General features: G+C 42.1%; 25 protein-coding genes and 1 pseudogene. 8 read left to right on the top strand and 18 right to left on the bottom strand.

Annotated features, from left to right (window positions below; genetic code table 11):
* Positions 1–202: 202 nt before the first annotated feature.
* Both AC04MN_RS14595 and AC04MN_RS14600 read left to right on the top strand, forming a co-directional pair.
* A complete protein-coding gene (locus AC04MN_RS14595; RefSeq protein ID WP_475383949.1) occupies positions 203–382 on the top strand; it encodes a hypothetical protein in 180 nt (59 codons plus the stop codon).
* Positions 379–669, top strand: coding sequence for a substrate-binding periplasmic protein (locus tag AC04MN_RS14600; protein ID WP_475383950.1), 291 nt, complete (start codon positions 379–381; stop codon positions 667–669). The genes AC04MN_RS14595 and AC04MN_RS14600 overlap by 4 nt, the downstream gene beginning before the upstream one ends.
* Positions 670–688: 19 nt before the next feature.
* On the opposite strand, the gene AC04MN_RS14605 is transcribed toward AC04MN_RS14600, so the two are convergent.
* Entirely contained in the window at positions 689–2,134 is a 1,446-nt protein-coding gene (locus AC04MN_RS14605) for a methyl-accepting chemotaxis protein (protein WP_475383951.1), read from the bottom strand.
* Positions 2,135–2,371: 237 nt separating this feature from the next.
* Between AC04MN_RS14605 and AC04MN_RS14610 the strand changes: the two genes are divergently transcribed.
* Positions 2,372–3,376 carry a gamma-glutamyl-gamma-aminobutyrate hydrolase family protein gene (locus AC04MN_RS14610; protein WP_475383952.1) on the top strand — a complete coding sequence of 335 codons (1,005 nt, stop codon included), beginning with the start codon at positions 2,372–2,374 and terminating at the stop codon, positions 3,374–3,376.
* A gap of 48 nt (positions 3,377–3,424) precedes the next feature.
* On the opposite strand, the gene AC04MN_RS14615 is transcribed toward AC04MN_RS14610, so the two are convergent.
* Positions 3,425–5,443 (bottom strand): hypothetical protein, encoded by a 2,019-nt coding sequence (locus tag AC04MN_RS14615; RefSeq protein WP_475383953.1) that lies wholly within the window; start codon positions 5,441–5,443, stop codon positions 3,425–3,427.
* Positions 5,444–5,583: 140 nt separating this feature from the next.
* Between AC04MN_RS14615 and AC04MN_RS14620 the strand changes: the two genes are divergently transcribed.
* Positions 5,584–6,279 (top strand): FAD-binding oxidoreductase, encoded by a 696-nt coding sequence (locus AC04MN_RS14620; protein ID WP_475383954.1) that lies wholly within the window; start codon positions 5,584–5,586, stop codon positions 6,277–6,279.
* Complete coding sequence (locus tag AC04MN_RS14625) at positions 6,272–7,150, top strand: DMT family transporter (protein WP_475383955.1); 879 nt, start codon at positions 6,272–6,274, stop codon at positions 7,148–7,150. The genes AC04MN_RS14620 and AC04MN_RS14625 overlap by 8 nt, the downstream gene beginning before the upstream one ends.
* Here the strand turns inward: AC04MN_RS14625 and AC04MN_RS14630 are convergent.
* From AC04MN_RS14630 to AC04MN_RS14650, 5 genes are all read right to left on the bottom strand, one after another.
* Positions 7,092–8,138 (bottom strand): DUF475 domain-containing protein, encoded by a 1,047-nt coding sequence (locus AC04MN_RS14630; protein WP_475383956.1) that lies wholly within the window; start codon positions 8,136–8,138, stop codon positions 7,092–7,094. The genes AC04MN_RS14625 and AC04MN_RS14630 overlap by 59 nt on opposite strands.
* A gap of 90 nt (positions 8,139–8,228) precedes the next feature.
* On the bottom strand, positions 8,229–8,489 hold the full coding sequence (locus AC04MN_RS14635; RefSeq protein ID WP_475383957.1) for a KH domain-containing protein: 261 nt from the start codon (positions 8,487–8,489) through the stop codon (positions 8,229–8,231).
* Between the two features lie 36 nt (positions 8,490–8,525).
* Positions 8,526–9,098 (bottom strand): hypothetical protein, encoded by a 573-nt coding sequence (locus AC04MN_RS14640; RefSeq protein WP_475383958.1) that lies wholly within the window; start codon positions 9,096–9,098, stop codon positions 8,526–8,528.
* A 138-nt stretch (positions 9,099–9,236) separates the two neighbouring features.
* Positions 9,237–10,277, bottom strand: coding sequence for a porin (locus AC04MN_RS14645; RefSeq protein ID WP_475383959.1), 1,041 nt, complete (start codon positions 10,275–10,277; stop codon positions 9,237–9,239).
* Between the two features lie 65 nt (positions 10,278–10,342).
* Positions 10,343–10,834 carry a cache domain-containing protein gene (locus AC04MN_RS14650; protein WP_475383960.1) on the bottom strand — a complete coding sequence of 164 codons (492 nt, stop codon included), beginning with the start codon at positions 10,832–10,834 and terminating at the stop codon, positions 10,343–10,345.
* A 286-nt stretch (positions 10,835–11,120) separates the two neighbouring features.
* Between AC04MN_RS14650 and AC04MN_RS14655 the strand changes: the two genes are divergently transcribed.
* The gene (locus AC04MN_RS14655; protein WP_475383961.1) at positions 11,121–12,611 is read left to right on the top strand and encodes a methyl-accepting chemotaxis protein; all 1,491 of its coding nucleotides are present in this window, start codon (positions 11,121–11,123) and stop codon (positions 12,609–12,611) included.
* Between the two features lie 9 nt (positions 12,612–12,620).
* Here the strand turns inward: AC04MN_RS14655 and uvrA are convergent, their stop codons facing one another.
* From uvrA to folE2, 3 genes are all read right to left on the bottom strand, one after another.
* The gene (gene uvrA, locus AC04MN_RS14660) at positions 12,621–15,266 is read right to left on the bottom strand and encodes an excinuclease ABC subunit UvrA (protein WP_475383962.1); all 2,646 of its coding nucleotides are present in this window, start codon (positions 15,264–15,266) and stop codon (positions 12,621–12,623) included.
* 90 nt (positions 15,267–15,356) lie between these two features.
* A complete protein-coding gene (locus tag AC04MN_RS14665; protein WP_475383963.1) occupies positions 15,357–15,890 on the bottom strand; it encodes a Fur family transcriptional regulator in 534 nt (177 codons plus the stop codon).
* A 114-nt stretch (positions 15,891–16,004) separates the two neighbouring features.
* On the bottom strand, positions 16,005–16,916 hold the full coding sequence (folE2, locus tag AC04MN_RS14670; RefSeq protein WP_475383964.1) for a GTP cyclohydrolase FolE2: 912 nt from the start codon (positions 16,914–16,916) through the stop codon (positions 16,005–16,007).
* A 170-nt stretch (positions 16,917–17,086) separates the two neighbouring features.
* On the opposite strand from folE2, the gene AC04MN_RS14675 reads away from it, so the two are divergent.
* Both AC04MN_RS14675 and cdd read left to right on the top strand, forming a co-directional pair.
* Positions 17,087–17,674, top strand: coding sequence for a Maf family protein (locus AC04MN_RS14675; RefSeq protein WP_475383965.1), 588 nt, complete (start codon positions 17,087–17,089; stop codon positions 17,672–17,674).
* Positions 17,675–17,682: 8 nt separating this feature from the next.
* On the top strand, positions 17,683–18,105 hold the full coding sequence (cdd, locus tag AC04MN_RS14680; RefSeq protein WP_475383966.1) for a cytidine deaminase: 423 nt from the start codon (positions 17,683–17,685) through the stop codon (positions 18,103–18,105).
* Positions 18,106–18,143: 38 nt separating this feature from the next.
* Here the strand turns inward: cdd and AC04MN_RS14685 are convergent, their stop codons facing one another.
* The 8 genes and pseudogenes from AC04MN_RS14685 to AC04MN_RS14720 form a co-directional block, all read right to left on the bottom strand.
* A complete protein-coding gene (locus AC04MN_RS14685) occupies positions 18,144–18,695 on the bottom strand; it encodes a hypothetical protein (RefSeq protein ID WP_475383967.1) in 552 nt (183 codons plus the stop codon).
* A 123-nt stretch (positions 18,696–18,818) separates the two neighbouring features.
* Positions 18,819–19,007: a hypothetical protein gene (locus AC04MN_RS14690; RefSeq protein WP_475383968.1), complete on the bottom strand. Its 189-nt coding sequence runs from the start codon at positions 19,005–19,007 to the stop codon at positions 18,819–18,821.
* Complete coding sequence (locus tag AC04MN_RS14695) at positions 18,997–19,575, bottom strand: hypothetical protein (RefSeq protein ID WP_475383969.1); 579 nt, start codon at positions 19,573–19,575, stop codon at positions 18,997–18,999. Before AC04MN_RS14695 ends, AC04MN_RS14690 begins: the two co-directional genes overlap by 11 nt.
* Positions 19,576–19,769: 194 nt before the next feature.
* On the bottom strand, positions 19,770–20,003 hold the full coding sequence (locus AC04MN_RS14700; RefSeq protein ID WP_475383970.1) for a hypothetical protein: 234 nt from the start codon (positions 20,001–20,003) through the stop codon (positions 19,770–19,772).
* Between the two features lie 236 nt (positions 20,004–20,239).
* Positions 20,240–20,503, bottom strand: a complete 264-nt coding sequence (locus tag AC04MN_RS14705; RefSeq protein WP_475383971.1) for a hypothetical protein — start codon at positions 20,501–20,503, stop codon at positions 20,240–20,242.
* 566 nt (positions 20,504–21,069) lie between these two features.
* Positions 21,070–21,702 (bottom strand): annotated as a pseudogene (locus AC04MN_RS14710) (RHS repeat-associated core domain-containing protein); the annotation flags it as partial.
* A 30-nt stretch (positions 21,703–21,732) separates the two neighbouring features.
* Entirely contained in the window at positions 21,733–22,308 is a 576-nt protein-coding gene (locus AC04MN_RS14715) for a hypothetical protein (protein WP_475383972.1), read from the bottom strand.
* Positions 22,305–23,034 (bottom strand): RHS repeat domain-containing protein (locus tag AC04MN_RS14720; RefSeq protein ID WP_475383973.1); only part of this gene is annotated, 730 nt, incomplete at its 5' end. The genes AC04MN_RS14715 and AC04MN_RS14720, both read right to left, overlap by 4 nt.

The raw sequence follows: 23,034 nt of genomic DNA on the forward strand, positions 1-23,034 counted from the left end.
CTATTGGAACACTCAGAAGCACCGTCTTAGCTAGAACTTTGAAAGATTTACCGGGCCTGCCAACTCTGTACACACAACCTCATAAACAGCCTCGAGGGCTAAATTTAGATAAAGTCCGTTTACTTTATGGCGATCTTTTAAGACTCAAATAAACGAAAGACCCTTAACATCTATTTATGAATAAAAAAATACTTCCGGCTATATGATCGAAACAGCAAAAGCTATTTTTAAAAAACACGGCTACGAGGTTCAATACAAGTTAACTGCTTGGCCTCGCGCGATCGAAGATGCACGCATAAACAAGACCCAAGCCATCGTTGGTGCAAGTCATGCCGATGCTCCAGATTTTGTTTTCCCTGCGATTCCCTTTTTGAACGCATGATGAAATCCTTAGATTCAGGACGCCTTGACGGGTTTGTAGAAAATGAAGCTGTTTTAATGCATTTAGCGGCTCAAAAAAAAGAACGCTTTAGATGGAAAAAATCGAGTCCCGATGTCTCTTCAGACCCTCGACTTTATATTGCTTTTTCACCCGCAAATAAGCATGCCGACGAATGGGCGGATCTTTTTTCTAAAGAACTCCTAAAACTTCGCAAAACCGGAGAACTCCAGAAAATCTTAGATAAATATCAAGTCAAAGACTGGGAAAAAGCCTCGAGTCTTCTTTGATCATGCCTTGGATTAACACTTAGGAAGCTTTCTGATTCCCCTTAATCACAGAATTCAAATCAAGAGTCATTTGCTTAGTTAATGCTGCCAAGGTATTAATTTCGTTAGTTGTTGCAGAAATTTCCTCTGCAGAAGCAGCATTTCCCTGCGCCGCCTGATCCAACTGATTCATCGCCTTAGATATCTGCTGAATCCCCGTGGTCTGCTCGGCGCTCGCCACAGCGATCTCTGAATTCAAATCTGCCACTTGTGCAACAGACTTTACGATCGCACCAAAGACCGATCCCGTCCTATTGGCAATCTCTGCACCGTGTGAAATTTTATCTACCGATTCCTTAATCAATCCCGAGATATCTTTGGCTGCCGTCGCAGATCTTTGAGCCAAAGTTCGTACTGCATCGGCAACGACGGCAAACCCCTTGCCTTGATCGCCGGCCCGAGCCGCCTCTACCGACGCATTCAAGGCCAATAAATTGGTCTGAAATGCGATATCATCGATGACACCAATAATTTCCTCAATCTTTTTAGACGCAGCTTCGATCTCTTTCATTGACGACATCAATTCTTTAACCTCGACCTCGCCTTCAAGGGCCGTCTTCCGAGATTTTTGAGAAAGCTCTGCTGCGGCCTTTGAACTTTCGGTATTTACTCGGACCATTGAAGTGAGTTCTTCTAGCGACGCCACTGTTTCTTCCAGGGAAGCCGCTGTCTCTGTCGAAGAATTCGAAAGAGTTTCTCCAGCAGATCGTAAGTGATCCACAGCCTCGGCAACTTTTACCCCTGAAACGGACAACTCGCTAGAAACATTCATCAAATTTTTCGAAATATTCAAAGTTGTATAAACCGCAAAAAGACCCGCAAATAAAGCGACCAACCCAATTCCGAACCACAGACTGATTTTAAAATCCATAATGGCTTTGTTTAAGTCATCGACATAGACCCCAGTCCCTACAATCCATCCCCAGTCTGGATCACCTTGCACATAAGAATATTTAGGCTGAGGTTTTTCCTCTCCAGGCTTGGGCCAATCATATGCGACGTAACCAGCTTTCCGATCTTTAACGATTTTTACCATCTCGTTAAACAAGAAAACTCCATTTGGATCTTTCATTTCCCCTAAGAACTTTCCATTTAGTTCGGGTTTTACGGCGTGAAGTACCATCGATGGCTTCATATCATTAATCCAGAAATATTCTTTCTCCTCGTAACGGAGATTAGACACAATGTCTTTGACACGAGATTGAGCTTCATCCAAGGTCATCTCCCCCGCTGCTACCCTTTTTTTATGACTTACGATCAAAGACATCACAATTTCGACAGTGGCCTTAATCTTAGCCTTTCGGTCCTCCAGCATACGACTCTGTACTCGTGGCATCGCATATATCTGAATGATTAACATTAAAGGAATAAGCAATATCAAAACAATCGCAAGGATCTTGGCTTTCAGTGACATTTTTTTTAACATTGTCTGACTCCTTCACAGTACTTACAAATCCTGACAAGTCTTATTCGGTAGCTTGATAGTATTTATTCATTACCAAGGGATTAAGAATAGAGTTTTAAACATTAAGAATAAGTAATTTAATCCACGCGTATAAAAATATATCTAATAAAAAAAATTCATTTTTCTCGTTTTGAGACAACTGAAACTTATTCGATATGGTTAAAAATTATCGGCACCTTTCTTGAAGATGTTCTTAGTATGAACAAGCTTCTGATGATCGCCTTTTTTTTCGCACCACTGCTTGCAAATGCCAATGCGCAGATCCAACTGTATTCTTGGAATACCGGAGAGGGTATTGCGCCATTAGTAATTGCAGTGAAGGCCTCGGAATCCCCAGTAGAGGCCGCTCAACGCTATATGAAGAATCTGAATAAAAATCCCGATCTGATGGAGCTTTTTCAAGGTCAAGAATTGAATCTAAAATTGACAGGATTTCAGAAACTCGACGACTCGAACCGCGAAAAACGCGCATTACTTATCGCCAACCTTCCTAAGGATTACACCAAAAACTCGTTAAGAGTTCAAAACTTCCAATCCATTTTTAAAGCAGCAAAACACGAAAGCTATATTTTGCCTATCAGTCCCGAACTAGGACTAAATCTTGAAGAAACGCGAGCCTTTCGCGATGAAATTTCAAAAAAATTCCCGTTCCTTGTGGCTCTTGGAGGTGATGACGTGTCGACCGAGCTCTATAAGGATCCTAACTTTCACTCAAAGAACACCAACCAAACCCGCGATCGCTCTGAGATTGCGTTGATACAGGACTATGTTGCAAAAGAGCGTGGTTTTATGTTGGGCGTATGCCGAGGATCTCAACTAACGGCGGTGGCGTTAGGCTATAAACTGATTCAAGATATTCCATTTCAAGTGCTTGATTCCAAGGCCCATGCAAATGACTGGCATCCCATTGTTCTAAAAAATACTTCAAATAAAATATTAAAGACTATTCTTTCAGGAGAAGAAAGAATAGTCGTAAATTCCTTACACCACCAAGCCGTGAAATATACCGAAAACGGATTTCTGGAACTTGCCGCCATCGGAGAGGACCGAATAACCGAAGCCACAGAGTTTAAAAATGGTAAGGGCTTACTATTACAATTTCACCCCGAGCTCATGGACAATAAACTTGGACAAAAAATTATTTGGAATGCGCTTAAATACAAGAACTCAGTCATTCCAAAAACTTGTTCGAAAGTCTTCTAGGTGAGGTTTAGCAAACTGAACCCGAGCCGCAGGCTCGGGGGGCAGTTTTTAGAAGTTCAGACCTAGTCCCACAGTCCCGTAGAACGTATTCAATTCGGCCTGCTGATTTTTACTTGAATCCTGGAATGCGTATCGTTTCATACCGAAACCCGCTTCGCCAAATATGGTTTTGGTCCACAAAACCTTACCGTGGAAGTTCAACGCAAAGTTAGAATCTAACTTCACCGATGAACTCATCGACATAGGATAGTAGATAAACTCCATATCCACAAATTTTGGATATCTCATCAATGGCACTATATTGAAAATATCATCGAAGACTCTTGGCATTGAACGTGCCCAAAATCCACCGACCCCAATCATTGGAGCCTTAATCTTATCATAAGTCACAGATTGATAAGAAAGCATGCCCCCCACCGTTTCCTCACGCCCCCAAAGCCCTGGAGTCACTCGGTATTTGGCATCGACGTTCAAAACGCTTAACGCTGCTGTATTTCCAACATCATCAACTTTCAATTTATTAAAGGCTTGGAAGTACTTTGCAGACACACCCCAACGCAACCGAGACAACCAAAAGTTATCCCAACCGAAAAGGTCCTCGAACCACTGGTTGTAAGCCACTTCGCCCAACATTAAGAAAGTTCCAGAAGCCGCAATACCCGTAAAGCGCCCCGAAAGTTCACGAGGATAACCACGGAACATTTCGAAATAAGAGCGATAGTTTTGACCATTATATTTTACATCCAAATACGACTTGTTTAAGGCGCCCTTTTCGGCAGCTTTGAAAGTCCAAGTGAATTTTGTCGGATCCGTCACACTCACCGAATGCTGGTCAGTACTGATTTCAGCATCTGGAAGTTTTTGTCCATAAAGTCTTGCACCATCAAGATAGGTTCCTGCTGGAGTTTGAGTTGCAAGATAAGGCCGCGAAGTATTTCGCGGAATTTGACTAAGTTCAAATTTTTGTTTGAAAACCCCACCACCATCGCCAGGAAAATAAAGAACTGGATTATCTGTTTTTAATGCCGCCATCCAAAACTTACGGAAGTCACCAATTGTGTCCTCAAAGCCTATCAACTTCGTAAGACTGGTATATTGGTCAGGATTCAGGATCACGGATGGGTTGGTAGGACGGATATCATAACCAACAACTCGCAAAGTCCCCGCCTTTACAGTGTCAGCAACATCCATCAATTGCATCTTCACGGGCTGCGAAATAAATTCGTAGGAAATATTTGATTTTAGGTCTGCATAAAAACTCGTCGGTAAATCAGCAGATACTATTTTAGAATCCTTTAAAGGCGCTGTTTCACTCGAGATCAAAACTCGCGGTACAGCAGGCTCAGTGCGAATTTTCCCCATCAGAGTCCCAGCCGCTGACGTTCGGGCTCCATACCAAACAGAGCAAAGCTTACTGGATGACTTATTAACCGCCTTAGACAAACAGAATCTGAAAGAATCGCGAAGACCTTTGAATGGAGCTTTTTTGGCTTCCAAATTACTCAATACCATTTGAGTCCCGAATATCCCCGAAATGCCAATTTCCTTAGCGTCCACTCCATCTTTAACTAATTGCGTCTTCCATTGAGTCAGCTTTTTCTTCCACTCGTCTCGTTGTTTATCGTCAATTTCGTACTGCCAAAGGACTTTACCGGTTTTAGAAATCATCTCTAATGTACCAGAGCTCATCAGTTTTTCAGGCCACTTCATGACCAATACTTGCTCGGAAGCTTCCTCAGCCTTCAACACCGAAGAAATCTTGCCGTGAGTCTTACCTAAAGGCATCAAAGAGAAGAAAAATGTCTTCTCATTTACAGTTACGTTACCAATCTTCAAAGACTGCCCGCCATCCGCAGAGAGATCGTACTCAAGCTCGATCGGTGAAAGCACAACTCCGTTATCTAACTGATCAAAATAGAGCCCTTTGTTAAACTTAGCGGAACGGGCACTCTTCATAATCGACTTTTTAACCTGAGGAATCTCCTCGGTGGTTGAACCCGCATCTTGCCCGAATGCATTGCATGATAAGGTCGTAACAAGTGGCAGCAGAATCAGATGTTTTTTCAAGTGGAGTCTCCTTTGATTCATTACTCATATTCTAAGCAATGACCGGCCAAGCCTCAAGGCAATTTACAGGTAAAGTATTGGACGATTTGGACTTTTGGGGCTATAACCCCTCTATGTCTAATGCACGAAGAATATTACAAATGAATATCGAAAAGATCGTAGACCACACTCCCACGGTTCGCGAACTTGTCCTAAAAACCCAAAATAATGAAGAGTTCAACTTCAAGGCCGGCCAGTTTGCTATGCTTCATGTGCCTCAAGGGGCTGAAAAACCGGCTTTAAGAGCTTACTCTATCGCTAGCGACGACAGACAAAAGGATGGGTTTCGCCTTCTTTTTAAATATGTCGACAACGGAAAAGCCTCTGAGTACGTCTGGTCGTTAAAGGGCACAGAAACACTTTCGTTCACCGGCCCTTTTGGCAAGGTCTTCTTTCAAGAACCTCCGACCGAACAAATTGTCTTTCTTAATACGGGGACTGGACTTTCGCAGCATCTTTGCTATTTGGTTTCTAAAAAAGAGCAATATCCAAACCTTAAGTACAGAATGCTTTTCGGGGTTCGCAGCGAAAAAGACATGTATCTAAAAAATGAATTGGACGCCCTGGCTGATCAAATGCCTGACTTTAAGTACGAATTTGTATTAAGCCGCCCTTCGGAAACTTGGACTGGTAAAAAAGGCTATATCCAACACTTCATCAAAGAGTTTGATTATCTTAATATTCCAACCACGTTCTACCTTTGTGGAAACGGCGGAATGATTAAGGAAGTAAAACACCAACTATTTGAGCTTGATGGTTTCGATAAAACCAAGGTTTGGGCAGAAGCCTTTGACTAAGACTCGCGCCATTTATGAATTGATTTTCGCTGGAGCCTTGTGGGGCATGGGCTTTGTGGCCGCCCGCTGGGCTTTAGAGGATTTTACGGCTTCTGAAACCATGTTCTTTCGATTTTTATTAGCGGCCGGGGTCGGAGAAATTATTCGATTCCTGGTGCAAAAAAAATCTTACTCTTTACCAAAAAAAAATGAACTTGGCGTTGCTCTGATTGGTGGATTTATCTTAGGTGGGATGTTGCTTCTACAAACCATCGGCCTTAACTATACAACGGCCACCAAAAGCGGATTCATCACGACTCTTTATGTGATTTTGGTCCCGCTGGTTCAACATTTGGTTTTTAAAATCGAGACCAGTCTTCGCTTTTATTTCTATGTATTTTTAGCTTTGTTAGGAACTTGGTGGCTGGTTGGCGGCAAAATGGAAAGTTTAAATCAGGGGGACCTATGGACTCTTGGTTGCAGTCTTTTAGCCGCAGCTCATATTCTTTACATCGGCTATGCGTCCCCTAAAATTAAGGACTCTTTTCGCTTTAACAATTTTCAATCGCTGGGTTGCTTGCTGTTAATTACGCCCTTTTGCCTTTACCAAAAAGAATTTACCATTCATGCTTCGACGCTCCCCTGGATGGGAGTTTTATTTTTAGGCCTAGGTTCGAGCATTGTTGCCTTTATGATTCAAATTAGGACCCAAAAAGTACTGGCTCCAACCACGGCATCGATGCTTTTCCTACTAGAAAGCCCATTTGCCTTTTTGTTTGGTTGGTTGTTTTTAGCCGAGAGTCTTAGCTTCCTCCCGGCTATTGGCGCCATTCTTATTCTTGTGTCTTCGTTTCTAACGATTCGCTTGGAGCAAATTTCACAGACCAAATAAACGAAGCTACGATAATTACAGCCCCTAATAATCCAGTCACCCATTCTGGGATATGTAAAAACGGATCTGTGAGCATGATGGCAGCCAATACTCCGATCGCATAAAAGGCACCGTGTTCAAGGTAAGCAAACTGACGTAACGCCTCTTTTTCAACAAACATGATTGTTAAAGATCGTACGAAAAAGGCACCAATCGACAAGCCAATCATAATAATAAAAAGATTATGCGTTATAGCGAAAGCTCCAACCACACCGTCGAAGCTAAACGAGGCATCTAACACCTCTAGGTACAAAAACATTCCCGCGCTGGCCTTATGGAGATCTTTCACGTGGCCCTCATCAGCCTCTAGCAATGAGGCAATCCCATCAACCACAATATAAGTAATCAAACCGGCAAGGCCTGCCTTTAAAAATGGCATTTTCTCGCCGTCTGGCAAAAAGGTCATTAAACCTAAAAGAACAAACAACGTGATTCCAATTTCAATTGCTTCGATTTTACCGATCAGGCTGGCCGGAGCTTCTAAAGTAGGAATCCAGTGCACTTTTTTGTTTTCGTCATAGAAATATTTTAATGCCACCATCAACAAGAAAGCACCACCAAAGGCCGCAACCTGCAGATGAGCCGATAACATAATCTGAGCGTACTGATCCGGCTGAGTCGCCGCTAGAACCAAGGCTTCCCAAGGATTTATGCTTGCCATAACAGCAACAATCGCTAACGGAAAAACCAATCGCATACCAAAAACGGCGATCAGCATACCCCACGTTAAAAAACGATGTCTCCATACCGGAGTCATTTCTTTTAAAACCACTGCATTCACAATCGCATTATCAAAAGACAAAGAGACTTCAAGAACTCCCAAAACGGCTGCGATAAAAAGGGCCTGAATGGCCGCTGCCATAGTCCCGCCGTAATAGTATCCGACGAAAGCCGATAATATAAGACCGACCACAGTAACCAGGTACGAAACACCAAAATACTTCAACATAGAAAAAGCTCCTTGATCGAAACTTAAGATTTCGCTCAAGAAGCTTTTGATTTCAAGAAGATAATCTAGGTGTGGTCGGATTAAGAGCTATTACTCTGGAATTTCGATAATTGATCGAATTCCTTGACGAGCCGTGATAGCCAGCATGATCGTACGAAGCGAATCAATATGCTTTCCCTTGGCACCAATAATTTGCCCTAGATTGCCCTTTTCACACTGAACTTGATAAACTGTCGTGCGCTCGCCGACACGATAACTCACTTTTATTTGATCTGGCTGATCTACCAGATTCTTAAGAATGGTCTCTAGCAATACTCTTGCGTGTTCTCTGGGATCTGCAGCACCGTCCATATATCATTCCTTTCTTACCAAAATAGGAAAATCGTCCTATAAACCAATCAAATCAGCTATCCACAAGGTCACTTGACCTAATACATCATCCAGAACCACCCACGCGGTTTTTCCAAGCCCCCCACCAGTCAATTCTAGAAGAAATCCCAGTATGGTTAATGTAGCGACGGCATACCAACCAGCCCGCACAACATATATCGTGCTGCGCACGTCTTGAATTCGTAGATCATGCTGAATCTTTTCAATCTTTTTTAACGTCCACTGTAGTTCTTTAAAGTGATCTTTAAATCTTTCACGAAGTTCTTGCTGTTTTGATCTTGTCAGTGAATTCATGCCAGGAAAGTTGCGCTTTGCTTTGATTGCATAAACTAAGTCAATCGAGTGATTTACAAAGCGCTCAACTTTCATTTGAAAATCTGGATACTCGGAAGGATCATCAGAGAATTTCCGCAAGGCTTCTGTTGCCGAGTCATATTGCTCGTTTAAGACCCAGGTCAATATATTATACCGGAAGGAGTCCGGCTGACCGAAATCAGATCTGTCTATAAGCACTTCGCCCATAGACTCTTCGGAACTATCGGAATTTCTTAATGCCGGAACTGATGCCATATTTAGACTTTTCGGCCAGTAAAAAAAAATCTTGAAGAACTCCCCACAGACCAAAATAAATGTCTCAAAATAGGACAAATATAAAAAAAGGCAGACTCAATTGAGTCCGCCTTTAAGTTTAACTTGATAGTTTAAAAACTATTTCAAGAAGTCAGCGTTGATGCGGATACCAGCAACAACTTCATTCATTGTCTTAGTCTTTTCGCCAGTAGCATCTTTCTTAGAGTTCGCCATATTATAAGCTACGTGGTAACGGAATGGCTCGTCTTTGTTTGGCTTGAATTCAACTACACCAGATACACCAGTTCCGTTGATTTTTGTTCCAGCCTGAGCTTTATCCTGAGATGAGTAAACTTTCAATGAAGGAGTCACACCTTCCATGCCAGTGTAATCAACTTTAGCAGCGATCGAAGTCAACTTGTCAGTTGTATTCGCATCTGCTTTCTCTGTGTTCATCAAATAGTCCAAAGTTGCAGTGATAACCTCAGCTTTGTACTGAACGCCAGCAGCAACGAAGTTCCATTTTTCATCTTTATTCGTGTAACCCGCAACATCATGGTAAGAAGCGCGAACTGTCAACGCCTTATCCATAAACGCACCCATGTAAGCTACACCCGCACCATATTTGTGTGGGTTTGCCGGAGTCGAATCATTTGAAGGAGCATCAAAAGCCATCAAAGACACAGAGTGGTCACCCATTTTGTATCCAAGCTTTGCACCAGAAATATAAAGATAGTCACTTAACTTAGCAGTGCTTTGAGTGTTCAATGAAGAACCATCATAAGCTTCTGTCTTAAGGTATAGGTCTGCACCAGAAGTATTACCTTCGAAACCACCGATTTCAGAAGCATACTTACCAGCAGTCAAAGACCAAGAATCGTTCATTTTGTGAGTTACGTAAGCGTAATCTACCGACCCATTCAAGCTGTCGCCAGTATTAACTAGACCCTGATCTTTTTTATTAAAACGAAGACGAGTTCTGAATGACAAGGCCTCTGATAGTTTACCTTGGTAATCCAAGCGTCCAGTCTGCATAGTAAAAGTGCTAGTGCCATCTTTACCAGCATCTTTGTTGTATGTTTTGTTTGAGTGATCAAAACGCATATCTAAGTTCAATGAACCTGCGTTTGCAGTAGCGGCTACAGTTGTTGCTGCTAGAGCTGCAATAACTTTTTTCATGTTGCATTCCTTTGTTTAACGTTCACTTTAACTGGAAAGGGCACCATACCCTTTCGCATTAAAATCTACTTCCATGTTCCCGAGCCAACCACCCAATCTTCTTTCGTATCCTTGGTAACACACTTGCGCACCCAGGATACCTTTGGAGTTGGCGTTGTTTCACCGAACTTTGTCCACTCATAATCAACCCATGCACCAGCAGGGGTCGCCTTGACGGCCTTGACAAATTCGACAAACAACAACTTTCCTTTTGGATCTGCACTCTTTGAAAGATCTTTTCCGTTCAATTCTTTTTTGATCGGATGATTGATCATCTTTGGTTGCATATCGTTGATCCAAACATAATTCGGCTCACCACAACACTCAAACCTCATCGCGTCGATTTCTGCTAGAGCGGCCTTCCCTTTAGTTTCGACCAACTTACAAGCCCAATCGACTCGTTCTTTTATACTGTCCTCGGAACAAACAGCCACTTTTTTAGATGAAGTGCAGTTATCTCCAGCAAATGCCACAGAACCGACCACAACAAAAACAACTGTTGGAATAAAAAATTTCATTTTGAACCTCCTTTTAGGTATCAATTTAATTCATAAAATAACGAACCTAAATATCTTGCTACAGAATGAAATCATTATCCTTTATTTTTTTGCAACCTAATTGCATCTTAGTCCTGTTTCAACGTCAACAAAAATGAACTGAAACGCTATCGCATTAAAATTCAATCAGTTTTCTTAATTTTTAATAAGACAAGTACAGCCCCAAGCTTCCTCTACCGATAGGAGTCAAATCTTAGATAATTCTTTTGTTTTAGTTCGGGCATTTCCTTAATAAGGAGACTCAAAGATGAAATGGTTTAACGGGCTCCGCCTACGATTTCTAATTCCAGTATTGTTGCAGCTTTCTTCTCTAGGAGTCATCGTAACAATTTCCTATTACTATTTTACGAGACTTTCGAGCGAAGTGTCAAATTTGACCCAAACCGAAATGCCAAAACTCGAAGCTGTTGGTCAAATGAATAGTTCGATTCAAGCCTCTATTCGTTACGCTTGGTCTATGTATGCTTCGGGACTTGATTTGGAACAACGAAAAATTAATCGCGAACTGGCCACAAAAGCTATAGATGATTTTGAAAAGGGATTGACCGCACACAAAGGCTACAAGCATTCGGACGAAACATTAAAGATCATCTCTCAAATCGAACCCTTATGGATGAGCTTCAAAGAAGCCCACACCAAAACTATAACCACCCTCGATAAAAATGAACCTCGCTGGGACGAGATGGCAAAATACTACATGACATCTTCAGTCAGAAGCACTTCAACTCCCCTTTCAGAAAGATTTTCTGAACTTGTGTTATTAAGTATGCAAGAGCAGCAAACTGTTTCCGCCGCCTCTACAAAAGAAACAGAAATTGCAAAAAAAATGACCTTAGGATTTAGCTTATTGGCTGTAATTCTATCATCTCTAATCATGATGATTGTTGCCAGCAGAACCACAAAACGCTTCATCTTATTAGTTGAAGATTTGAACGGGTCTAGCTATCAAGTCCAACAAGTCAGCTTAGAAGTAAATAACACCTCACGCGAACTCAATAACGGCTCCACGACCGCCGCAGCATCACTTGAAGAGACCGTAGCCTCTCTAAGTATGATCATGAATCTAGTAAAGCAAAACGATCAACAATTACAATTAGCCCTTGACCTTTCCAAAGAAGCACGTGACTCGGCCGAAACTGGCCGTAATGATTTTTCTCATTTAGCAAATGCTATGAAACAAATCTCTGAAAGCTCGCAAAAAATATCCGAGATCACCGACGTGATTGACGACATCGCTTTTCAGACCAACCTATTGGCCTTAAACGCCTCGGTCGAGGCCGCCCGCGCGGGAGAACACGGCAAGGGATTCGCTGTCGTCGCAGATGCAGTTCGAACTCTGGCACAAAGAAGTGCGACCGCCGCAAAAGATATTTCAAGTCTTATACACGAAACTCAAGAACGTGTTCATCGAGGAAATAAAATTGTTCATCAGTCGGAAGAATCATTTCATGTTATTGTAAACAGCGTCAATAAAGTGGAATCTCTTTCAACCGAGATCGCATCATCTAGCAAGGAGCAAGCAGAAAGCATTAATCAAATCAACCAAGCCCTAAATCTGCTGGATCAAGCCACTCAAAACAACGCACATATGGCAAGTATCTTATCTCAAGCCTCGGACAAGATGAACGCGGAAACAGAAACAATTGCCTCTAAAATCATTCAATTTAAAATAGAAGTCGACGGCAATTCATCAAGACCTGATAACAACACCAATAATAGCAACGAAGACATCAAGTAACACAACAACTCAAGTCAAAACTTTAGACAGAAATCTTGATGTCTCAGAGCGCTTCACCTTTGCAACTTGCTCGGGAGTGCCCGCAGCAACGATTTCGCCGCCAGCCTTACCGCCATCCGGCCCCAGATCAACAACCCAGTCGGCAGATTTGATCACTTCCAGATTGTGCTCAATGACCAAAACTGTATTTCCTTGATCTGTTAATTCTTGCAAAAGCTCTACAAGTTTACGCACGTCTTCAAAATGCAATCCCGTTGTTGGCTCATCTAAAATATAGAGCGTTTTTCCAGTACCGCGCTTAGAAAGCTCTTTTGAAAGCTTCACCCGCTGCGCCTCGCCACCCGACAATGTGGTCGAACTTTGCCCCAAGGTCATATAGTCCAATCCCACCCGATGCAAAGTCTGCAATTTGCGATGGATATGGTTATGATTTTTAAAAAACTCTAAACCTTCTTCGACCGTCATATCCAAAACTTCGGCGATCGATTTGTTTTTATATTTTACATTTAAAGTTTCGCGGTTGTATCGCTTCCCAAGACAGGTGTCACAGGTGACAAAAACATCGGCCAAGAAATGCATTTCCATCCGAATCTGACCGTGCCCCATACAAGTCTCGCAGCGTCCGCCCTTCACATTAAAACTAAAGCGGCCAGGTTCATAGCCTCGCAGCTTTGAATCCGGCAGGTTGGCATAAAGATCACGAATCAACGGCAACAATCCCACATAAGTTGCTGGCGTCGATCTTGGAGTTCGACCAATCGGTTTTTGACTAATATCAATAACCTTATCAATATGCTCAACGCCTTCAATTTTTTCATAAGCAGCTGGTACAACCTCGGCTCGGTAAAATTGCTTCGCTAATACTTTGTACAAGGTATCCATGATCAACGTGGATTTCCCAGATCCACTAACCCCCGTGACACAAACAAAAGTTCCTAACGGCAGCTCCATTGTCACGTTCTTTAAGTTATTTCCCTTTGCACCCCGGACTACTATTTTAGCCCCATTCCCTGGGCGTCGCTTTTTAGGGACGGGAATGCGCACTTCACCTGACAAATATTTTCCTGTCAGCGAGTTGGGATTTTTTTCGATTTGTAAAGGAGTGCCTTCGGCCATGATCGCTCCACCTAAGCTTCCAGCACGAGGACCTAAATCCACGACATAATCAGCATAACGAATCGTGTCTTCATCATGTTCAACCAACAGGATCGTATTTCCGCGATCCCGCAGCTCACCGATGATTTCAAGCAAACGATGATGATCACGAGGATGAAGACCGATACTTGGCTCGTCCATCACATACAGTACACCGATTAACGAAGAACCCACCTGCGTGGCTAAACGAATTCGCTGAGCTTCCCCGCCGGAAAGGGTCGCCGAAGATCTATCCATCGACAAATAACCAGTCCCCACCCGAATCATATAGTCTAATCGAGACACAATTTGCTTCACGATTTTTTCTGCTATCATCTGCTCTTTGGATTTCCATTTGATGTTAGCAATAGAGTCGCGAAGCTCTGTCGTCGAAAGTTGTGCATATTCAGAAATTGTTTTTCCGGCGATCAACACGTTGGTGGCTTCCGGACGCAGGCGACTACCATTACAGGTTGGACAAGCAGACAGCTCAATGTCTGCCTCGTCTTCGTCTGAATCCTCATCCACCTTCTTTCCGTTTTTTAGTTTGTAGGTCACTTTTTCAAGTTTACGACTTCCTACTTCTCCCTCGGAAAAAACCTCTTCCTCGATCAAATCCTGAGTCCCCAACCCATTGCAGTCTGGACAAGCCCCCCTGGGATTATTAAAGGAGAACATTCGGGGCTCAATTTCTGGAAACGAATAACCACATTCAGGGCAAGCCGAGTGTAAAGAGTAGTTGACCCTCTCGCCGGAAGTGTACTCGATAATCAAACGGCCGTTAGCCATTGAAAGAGCCGTATTGATACTCTCAGACAGTCGAAGTTTTAAATTATCTTTTAGAATTAATTGATCAATCACTAAATCAATATCGTGGGTTTTGGTCTTTGCAAGCTTGGTGGCTTTTTCAAGTTCAAGGAACTTACCGTCAACCTTTGCTTTAACAAAACCTTTCTTTGCCCAGCGCTGAAACTCGGCCAAGAATTCACCTTTTTTCCCCTGAGCCATCGGAGCTAAAATAAAAAACTTAACTCCCTGCCCTTTTTTAAATATATCATCGATAATTTGCTGAGGCGTTTGCGAAGCCACGGGAATTTTATGAGTCGGACAGAGCGGAACACCGAGTTTAGCATAAAGCAACCGCAAATAGTCATAGACCTCGGTCACGGTTCCCACGGTGGACCGAGGATTGGTACTGACTGACTTTTGATCGATAGCAATGGCCGGAGATAGCCCGGTCACCGATTCGACTTCGGGCTTCTTTAACTGCTCTAAAAAGTTTCGGGCATAGGCTGACAAGCTTTCGACATAACGCCGTTGGCCCTCGGCATAAACCGTATCAAAAGCTAACGATGATTTACCACTACCACTAAGCCCTGTGAAAACTGTGATTTTATTGCGAGGAATATGCACCGAAACATCTTTGAGATTGTGCTCTTTCGCGCCACGAACCAATATACCTGGATCTTGATAAGTCGATTTGGCCTTATTAGAAGACTCGGAAGACGAGGTATTGGACACAATGGACTCCTTGCTGAAAATCACGGAGCCCCATTGTAGGAAAGCTAGGAAGAACGAGCAAGTAATTCAAAGTTAATACCTTGTGCCGTCTTAATTTTTACCTTTATTAGCTGATGCCTGACAATCTGAACAAACCCCATAAAGCTCAAGGATATGGTGAGTCAGAGCAAATCCAAACTGCTGAGCCACTTTTTCTTGCAACTGCTCGATTGCACGATTTTCAAACTCGACAATCTTCCCACACTTAACGCAGGTTAAATGATCGTGGTGCCCTTTCGGGGTCAGCTCATAGCGAGCTGGCAGTCCACCCATTCGAACCTCTGTCACGAAGCTTCCTTCGGTCAAGGTTCTTAAAAAACGATAAACCGTAGCAAAGCCAATATCGGGATGATCTTTGTTCACACGCTCAAAAAGCTCTTGAGCCGTTACGTGGCGACGACCTTCATGAAGACACTTCAAAATAGCCATGCGCTGATTTGTGACTTTCAGGTTTAAGGCCCGAATGATTCTTTTAAGCTCGTCATCGCTAAAGTCTTCACTATGCAAAATAATATCCTCGTCTTGCTGACGAGGCAAAAATGGCAACGTGGACTTTGGCTTTTGTGTTTTCAACGAATCAGACATAGGTTTCCCTTCATGGTCTTAAAGGGGTATAACCTAGTTTTTAGGAAAGGAGCAAGCTTAGTGAAAATTGTTTTCATTTAGCTTGCAGCAAGTAAGACCTATCTTACAAAAAGACTAGAAAGCTTCTAATTTTAAGCCCTTATTTACCTGAGCCACGGCATCATGAGGGTGCAAAGACTCTAAATGGCTCATCTCGGCCACAAAATCCAAAACCGACGGCTGAATATCAAGGACTCCAAAAACTCGGCGAGCCGCATCCTCACAAAACATCAAATTTTGACCATTGCGAAGAGCAAACTCCTGCTCGTCTTCCCGTTTTACCGCCCCCTGAACGGGCGTCTGCACGGCTTCCTCAACCCAGTCAATCAGGTCCACAAAGTTAAAATCAGCAGCCACTTCAACCTTCACACGGGCCCGACTGCGCTGAGCGTGAGGAGTTGCAATAATCCCCGAAGTGCTTCCCAACCACTGTTGAATCGACTCTGGATCTACCTGGCGACCACCAAAATCTTTTTGGAAGTTCTCTTGAATCAACTGCCTAGAAAGCGCCGCTGAAGCCGGGCATGTGCTAGAGTACGTCACAACAGTTTCAACGTAGAATTTCGGAACCGCCTGCAAAGAGTTAAACTCGGCCGTCAAGCGCACTGGATAGGTTCTCCAAGCCGCGTTCTGGGACTTTAAAGCCCTTCGCAAGACCGGGACTTCAAAGGCCACGCTCAAAAAAGCCTGCGTCGATAAATCCTGATGAGTATTTAAAAAGGCACGAACGGCTTCGCCCATCTCGTGAAGCGAAAGACTTTGATTCGCCAAGTTCTGCACAATCATATAAAGCCGAGACATATGAATGCCACGCGAAGCTGTTTTATCCAAGCTAACCTGAGCATCGACCTTCGCAGCCAGCCGCAAACCGACCTTATCGATCACGATTTGTAACGGAAGTTCGATTCCCTTCATTCCTACTTTTTGCAAAGGTTGAAGAGTTTTTTGAGATTCTAATGCCACGTCAGGTAAATTTGTTTTATTCATAATTGGGCCTTGCTTTATAGACTAAATACTTTGATTTGGCTTCATTTTACTAGAATAAAAATGCATTCAAGGTTATTTCTTCATCTATAAGCTTATGGTCTGCCTCTATAGCCTTCGTTGACAGACCCAAAAGCCTGTCTACGTAGTTAAAATTACTAGGAAATTTAAATATGAACGCGCATACCAAAAAGTTAGTCCTTGCCTCTACCAGCCGCTATCGCCAAGAGCTTTTGAAACGACTTGGCATTGAGTTCACCGCCCAAGCTCCAAGCTTCGATGAAGAAAAGCACAAAGACTCACGTTTAGCGCCGCAGGCTCTTGCTGAAAAGCTGGCATTCGGCAAAGCTCAGTCCTTAGCATGCGAAGGCAAAGTCATCATCGGCGGCGATCAACTTGTGGCCTTTGAAAATCAAATTTTAGGAAAGTCTCACTCGGCTGAAAAAGCGTTCGAACAACTGAAGAAAATGCAGGGAAAAACCCATCAACTAATTACGGCCGTTTGCGTATTTGATGGGCACATCTCTCACAGCTTTACAAATATCACTTTGATGAAAATGAAATCCCTTTCGGACCTGCAAATTAAAAAATATATCGAATTAGACAATCCCGTCGATTGCGCTGGTTCGTATAAAATTGAACTTCATGGGATTGGGCTTTTTGAAGCCATTGAAACTTCAGACTTCACGGCGATACAAGGCTTGCCTTTGATCGAACTTTCTAAAATACTGAAGAACTCTGGATTGGATGTATTTAATTAAGGACAGCTATGACCGTCACACAAATGAACTCGACACAAAAACAACTTTTTGAACTGGCCCGTAAAACTCAGACGCGATCGCACTCACCGTACTCTCAAGCTCGCATTGGTGCCGCCGTCCTGATGGCCGATGGCAGCACCTGGGGCGGCTGTAATATTGAAAATGCCTCTTTCGGTGGAACCGTCTGCGCCGAGCGCGTGGCCATTTGGAAAGCCGTCAGTGAGGGCGCAAAGTTGCCCCTAAAAGAAATCTTAGTGATCTCTTCCGCTAATGAGGCTTGGCCACCTTGCGGTTTTTGCCGCCAAGTCATGGCAGAGTTCGCCACCGGCGAAACCCTTGTGCACTTTTGCAATAAAGATGGCGAAGGACTAAAAACTTTAAAGTTTAGTGAGCTTTTGCCGGAAACCTTCACTCCTGATTTTTTGAAATAAAAAAACTCTGCGGCCCGCATGTATTTCTTTTAGGAAATCTATTTTAAAGCGGGGCATTCATTTTGGGGGATTACAAGTGACATGGGGCCGCTTGTAATCAGAAGTTTATAATTATGCTTTTGGTATTCAATCTCAATAAATGAATCATTGACAAGTCTTTGGGATGAGTAAGCGAACTCAAGGCGTCCATCATTATCACTAAATGCAACCCCTTTAGCTTCAGACCCGATTTTCCAAGTTATCTTTTGATTTCGAAGGGGAAACGAAAAGAAATCCTGCTCTGCCTTTTCGCACTCCATTCGAATGAAAAATCGATAAGTATATTTATCGGTCGAGAAATAAAGATTCCCTACCGATAATTCATCAACCTTTTCATTTGTAATCAAAACCCCAGTATTTTCTTTGTAAACCTGCCGCCGAGCTAACTCGCTATCTTTAAACCTACGATATTCCTGGGACATCGGATCATATCTCATCTGATCCTCAGCCCTTAACTCCTGAAAAGTTTTTGGCTTTGACGTCATACAACCCAAAAGAAAAAATGAAATAATATAGCTAACAAAAAAATAGCTTTTCAATCCTTCTTTCATAATCATACCCCCATAAACTTCACTATTTTCAATTACCTCTGCCCCATGAATTTGTGACCTGAGAGGAGCGAGGGGAACTTAGTTCACTTTAATATCCTACTTTCTTGATCATAAATGACAGCTTTAAAATTGGACCTTCATAAGTTGATTCTTACTTGAATAATGATAAGCCCAGGCGCTTTTATTGCTATCTTTCGGGATCTTCGAGATCAAATTCCCGTTATTGTCGTAGTTATAGAGATACTGATAGTCTTCTTTAAGTATCTGCGACTTATCATCATAGGCATAAAGTCCATTTTGATCAGTTAGCAATTTCTTTCAATATCAAATCTGCAGTTTTCGCCATAACGATAGAGTCAAAATAATTATCAATTCCATATAATTCTCGGGACTCTTTATTCTGACTAATTTCCTTTGTGATCAAAAAAATTGATCTCCACTGTTCAATTGCCACTAAATAGTTAATACTCTTTCTATTTGAAGAATCTTTTCTAATGTACGATACCTCAACAATAACATCACTCTTAGATGGAAAAAGGCCCATCGAAAGAAACGTAAGTAATGACGCAGCTAATTCGACCGATGGAAGTTTTATTCCTCCGCGCAAAACATATGTAAATTCAAAAACTCCCAACGGAGACTCACATTCAGTTTCTAATCCTAAGACTTTTAGCGAACGACGGAACTTAACCTCTTCAAACTTGTTAATAGAAAATTCTTCAACCCTCCTGGTAACTGGCCCCTCCCTTAGTCGCTTAAATTCAACATGAACGCATTTTAGACCCATATTTAAATTCGGCCTGTATAAATCCTCTTTAGGGATAGAAACACATCCCAGAAATGTAACTGAAATCAAAATCGCACAAACTACTTTCTGCATTCCTTGTCCTTCCTACCCCCGCCTTTATCAGCATCACATCTAATTTCTTTAACATCTGAGTAAAATGAACCCAATCCAACTGCGTAACTGTGAGCCGAGTAAAGCGAGGGGAACTTAGTTCTCTTGGGATCAGATTCAAAGTCCTTTGACCAAACTGACTTTTGTATTCTTCTACCAAATACATCGTATTGTTCTTAATATTTGAGTAGCTCTAATCGTTTCAATTCTTCGGCGATTTTCGCGTCTGAGTTAGATTTGTCGAAAATTACAACCTCGCCAGATAGTGTCGGCAACTCTCCATAGATAACCGCCAAAATATCTTTAACATCCTTTTTAACTTGGCTTATTGCGGAATCATCAACTTTATAGGTACTCGCAATTACAGTTGCTTTGCATTCATTTGAAATTCGGTATAGTTTAACACCCATATTCACCCCCATACTAGCTTTAAGAAATTCCGATCTAACTGCAAAGACTCTAAAAAACTTTCTCCCTAAAAATTCATCAAATACCCTAATCTTCCAATTCGTATCTTCCACATCTCCCGGTTTCAAATCCTTATGTGGGCAGGTTGAAAAATGATAATTCATCGACACAAACGTTGTCTTTTTTCTTGTAAATCCGGAACTCAAAGTAATTAAAATTATTATGCAAACAATTCGCACTACAATCCTCCCAAGTGATCTGCATTCAATTCCCACCAATGACTTGTTCCACCAATATATCCTGCAGCACCTAATGATAAATATGCCAGCCATGTATTTTCTAAGGGGCGCTTCGTTGCACCTCCTAGAAATGAGATTCCGATAAATTGCAGCGTATGACCATATTCATGTGCTGCAAGGGCAGCATCATCAAGAAATGCTGCAGATCCAGTTGTTAGTCCATGCGACCATCCATCCTTAATAGGCGAAGCCGACGAGACCAACTGCTAACACATTTCTCCGCCATCATGCCAAACACTAACTTACCTTTGTCAACCACTGACTTTCCACCTCGATTACTCTAAAAGAAAAACTCCAAATTAAGACAAAAATTGCAACGACATCAAATGCAATTTCTGGACAATAACATCTTAACCCCAATACTCCTCCTGCAATAAGAATATTTATCAGGTATAAAATCTTAAAGAGAATTAATTTCGTTCGTTTTATCAAAACAAAATATACAGCTAAAGATGAAAGAACAAAATAGATGACTTCATAGCTTAAATATTTAAAGACATCATGAAGTAGGTCTGCTGATGGATACAGAAGAATAATTAACAAGCTATAAATAGATATTTCAAATTTAAGCCGTCTAAATGCATTCGAATTCCGAAAGTCCAAGTCTGGCGGTGAAAACATAGATTTTTTCAAAACATGAAATCTTATGATTTCAACATAGAAGAGTAAAAATAGACTAAAAATAACAATGACCATGAAAGTTACAAAAAAATTTAACCCACATACCCCAGAAATATTCTTCACTTCATTTCCCTTTTTAAAAATATATTTAATTTTTCTTACCACCGGAACCATTAGTTGCGAGACAACCATCCGAATCAACACATCCATGCTCAGGCACGCCAGATCCCAATGGAGACGTAACAATATGACCAATACCAATACTAGTCGGCCCCGAAAGAATGCTAGAACCGTAAATTGAAGTATTAAAAGCAGCCCCAATTGCACCCGGCGCAAACCGCTCTATTGCAAAATTAATTATTGAGACCGTGAATCCAATTGCTAGCGCCTCTCCAACATTCGTCTTACCCGTAAGCTGCTGCTGAGTAGCTAATATATTTATTGAGGCTCCAACGGCACCCCACAATACAGCTCCGCCCGGAAGATATGCCGATGCTACTGTCGAGAGAAAGCTAGAAAAGAATCCACTCCAAAAAACAGAATTCTGCTTTCCGGAATCAAAACCCGCGTTCTTAGCTTCATCTGCATTCTTTTTCCCTTGATAAAGTCCATTCAACGAAGCAATAAAAAGCACAATTAATACGATTGGAATTCTTCCGCTTGGATCAATATATCTATTTGGCGAATTCAACGCATAAATATAATTATTAACAACAGTATCAGGACGATTCAGTTTCCCCGGATGCGGATCCTGCTGAATAAACCGCCCCACATTCGCATCGTAGTAGCGCCGCGATCAAAATATAGAAACCTAACTCTTCTCTTCAAGAATACCAAATTCTCTTTTCACATTAATATCTAAATTACTTACGAAGTCCAAGGCTGCTCTATACGCAATCTGTCGTCCATCGAAAAAATCAACTCCAGGTAAAAAGAAGTAAACTGAAATCGTGTCTTTCCTTTTACTAAGCTTAACTGACCACCTACGAACTTCACTAATTTGACTTCCAATACCAGTTGCAAACGTAATTTCTTTTATGAATACTCTACTCGTATCACGGGACTCTAATTGATCAACTCCATAGCCTTGAGAAATAAGAACTTTCACAACCTCTTCTAATCTTAAATTATAAACAACAACTAAAAAATCTGAACGAAAAACATAATCATCTTTTCTACCCCAAAACTCGATCGCATTGATTATTAGTATGGATGAAAAAGTAATAATATAAAAAATCCCGAAATTAAAAAAAACATCACTCCTACTATAAGAGCCCAGTTCAAATAAGATTAGCATCGGCACTGCAATTAAAGGACCAATTAGCGAACCTCTTGCTATATGAAAAATATATGCATAAAACCCATTCTTTTTATATAGGCAAATCATGGCATTGGCCCCACTGGAAGTGCAGGTTGTGGATCTAAATCATCCATTGTTGGCAAAACTGGTTCTACAGGACTTTCAGGGATTTTAGGTGGAGGCGAAACTGTAATTTGCACAGCAGAACTTGATCCTGCGTGATACGCATTATATCCAGCCGCAGATCCCAACATTCCACCAACAAAACCAGCAACACCTCCAATTAGCGCTCCTTCCCAGCCATACTTAGATCCCATTTTTGCTCCTACTGCCCCCATGATTACACCAGAAGTTAATTGAACGGCATTTGCGCTAATACTAGGAAATACTGCAGGTAAAGCTGCGCCCAATAAAAAGGCACTTAGCCCAAATAATGCACCAGATTTTGCCCCTGCGGCAGCTCCGATCAAAAACCCCTCATTAAAGTTTCCTCCATGATTTTTTGCGATAAGTCCACCGATCACCCCTCCAACAAGCGCACCGATGGCTGCGGACATTAAGACAGCTTTTCCTAATGCTAATATAAACGGAATCCAAACAAACTTTCCACTTGGATCAGTTGCAATTATTGGCATATTGCTAACATAGGCATATCGATTCACAACTGTATCGGGCCGATTCAGTTTCCCCGGATGCGGATCCTGCTGAATAAACCGCCCCACATTCGCATCGTAGTAGCGCGCACGATAATAATACAGCCCAGCTTCTTCGTCCCACTCTCGACCTGTGTATGTGAAAGAAGTGTTCACGATT

This window comes from Bdellovibrio sp. ZFWA1, from assembly GCF_056175665.1.

Bases quoted from the DNA above. Each gene is read 5' to 3' on its own strand.
- AC04MN_RS14595 (WP_475383949.1), top strand. From the start codon at position 203: ATGATCGAAACAGCAAAAGCTATTTTTAAAAAACACGGCTACGAGGTT.
- AC04MN_RS14600 (WP_475383950.1), top strand. From the start codon at position 379: ATGATGAAATCCTTAGATTCAGGACGCCTTGACGGGTTTGTAGAAAAT.
- AC04MN_RS14605 (WP_475383951.1), bottom strand. From the start codon at position 2,134: ATGTTAAAAAAAATGTCACTGAAAGCCAAGATCCTTGCGATTGTTTTG.
- AC04MN_RS14610 (WP_475383952.1), top strand. From the start codon at position 2,372: ATGAACAAGCTTCTGATGATCGCCTTTTTTTTCGCACCACTGCTTGCA.
- AC04MN_RS14620 (WP_475383954.1), top strand. From the start codon at position 5,584: ATGAATATCGAAAAGATCGTAGACCACACTCCCACGGTTCGCGAACTT.
- AC04MN_RS14630 (WP_475383956.1), bottom strand. From the start codon at position 8,138: ATGTTGAAGTATTTTGGTGTTTCGTACCTGGTTACTGTGGTCGGTCTT.
- AC04MN_RS14635 (WP_475383957.1), bottom strand. From the start codon at position 8,489: ATGGACGGTGCTGCAGATCCCAGAGAACACGCAAGAGTATTGCTAGAG.
- AC04MN_RS14640 (WP_475383958.1), bottom strand. From the start codon at position 9,098: ATGGCATCAGTTCCGGCATTAAGAAATTCCGATAGTTCCGAAGAGTCT.
- AC04MN_RS14645 (WP_475383959.1), bottom strand. From the start codon at position 10,277: ATGAAAAAAGTTATTGCAGCTCTAGCAGCAACAACTGTAGCCGCTACT.
- AC04MN_RS14650 (WP_475383960.1), bottom strand. From the start codon at position 10,834: ATGAAATTTTTTATTCCAACAGTTGTTTTTGTTGTGGTCGGTTCTGTG.
- AC04MN_RS14655 (WP_475383961.1), top strand. From the start codon at position 11,121: ATGAAATGGTTTAACGGGCTCCGCCTACGATTTCTAATTCCAGTATTG.
- AC04MN_RS14665 (WP_475383963.1), bottom strand. From the start codon at position 15,890: ATGTCTGATTCGTTGAAAACACAAAAGCCAAAGTCCACGTTGCCATTT.
- folE2 (WP_475383964.1), bottom strand. From the start codon at position 16,916: ATGAATAAAACAAATTTACCTGACGTGGCATTAGAATCTCAAAAAACT.
- AC04MN_RS14675 (WP_475383965.1), top strand. From the start codon at position 17,087: ATGAACGCGCATACCAAAAAGTTAGTCCTTGCCTCTACCAGCCGCTAT.
- cdd (WP_475383966.1), top strand. From the start codon at position 17,683: ATGACCGTCACACAAATGAACTCGACACAAAAACAACTTTTTGAACTG.
- AC04MN_RS14685 (WP_475383967.1), bottom strand. From the start codon at position 18,695: ATGAAAGAAGGATTGAAAAGCTATTTTTTTGTTAGCTATATTATTTCA.
- AC04MN_RS14695 (WP_475383969.1), bottom strand. From the start codon at position 19,575: ATGCAGAAAGTAGTTTGTGCGATTTTGATTTCAGTTACATTTCTGGGA.
- AC04MN_RS14700 (WP_475383970.1), bottom strand. From the start codon at position 20,003: ATGGGTGTTAAACTATACCGAATTTCAAATGAATGCAAAGCAACTGTA.
- AC04MN_RS14715 (WP_475383972.1), bottom strand. From the start codon at position 22,308: ATGATTTGCCTATATAAAAAGAATGGGTTTTATGCATATATTTTTCAT.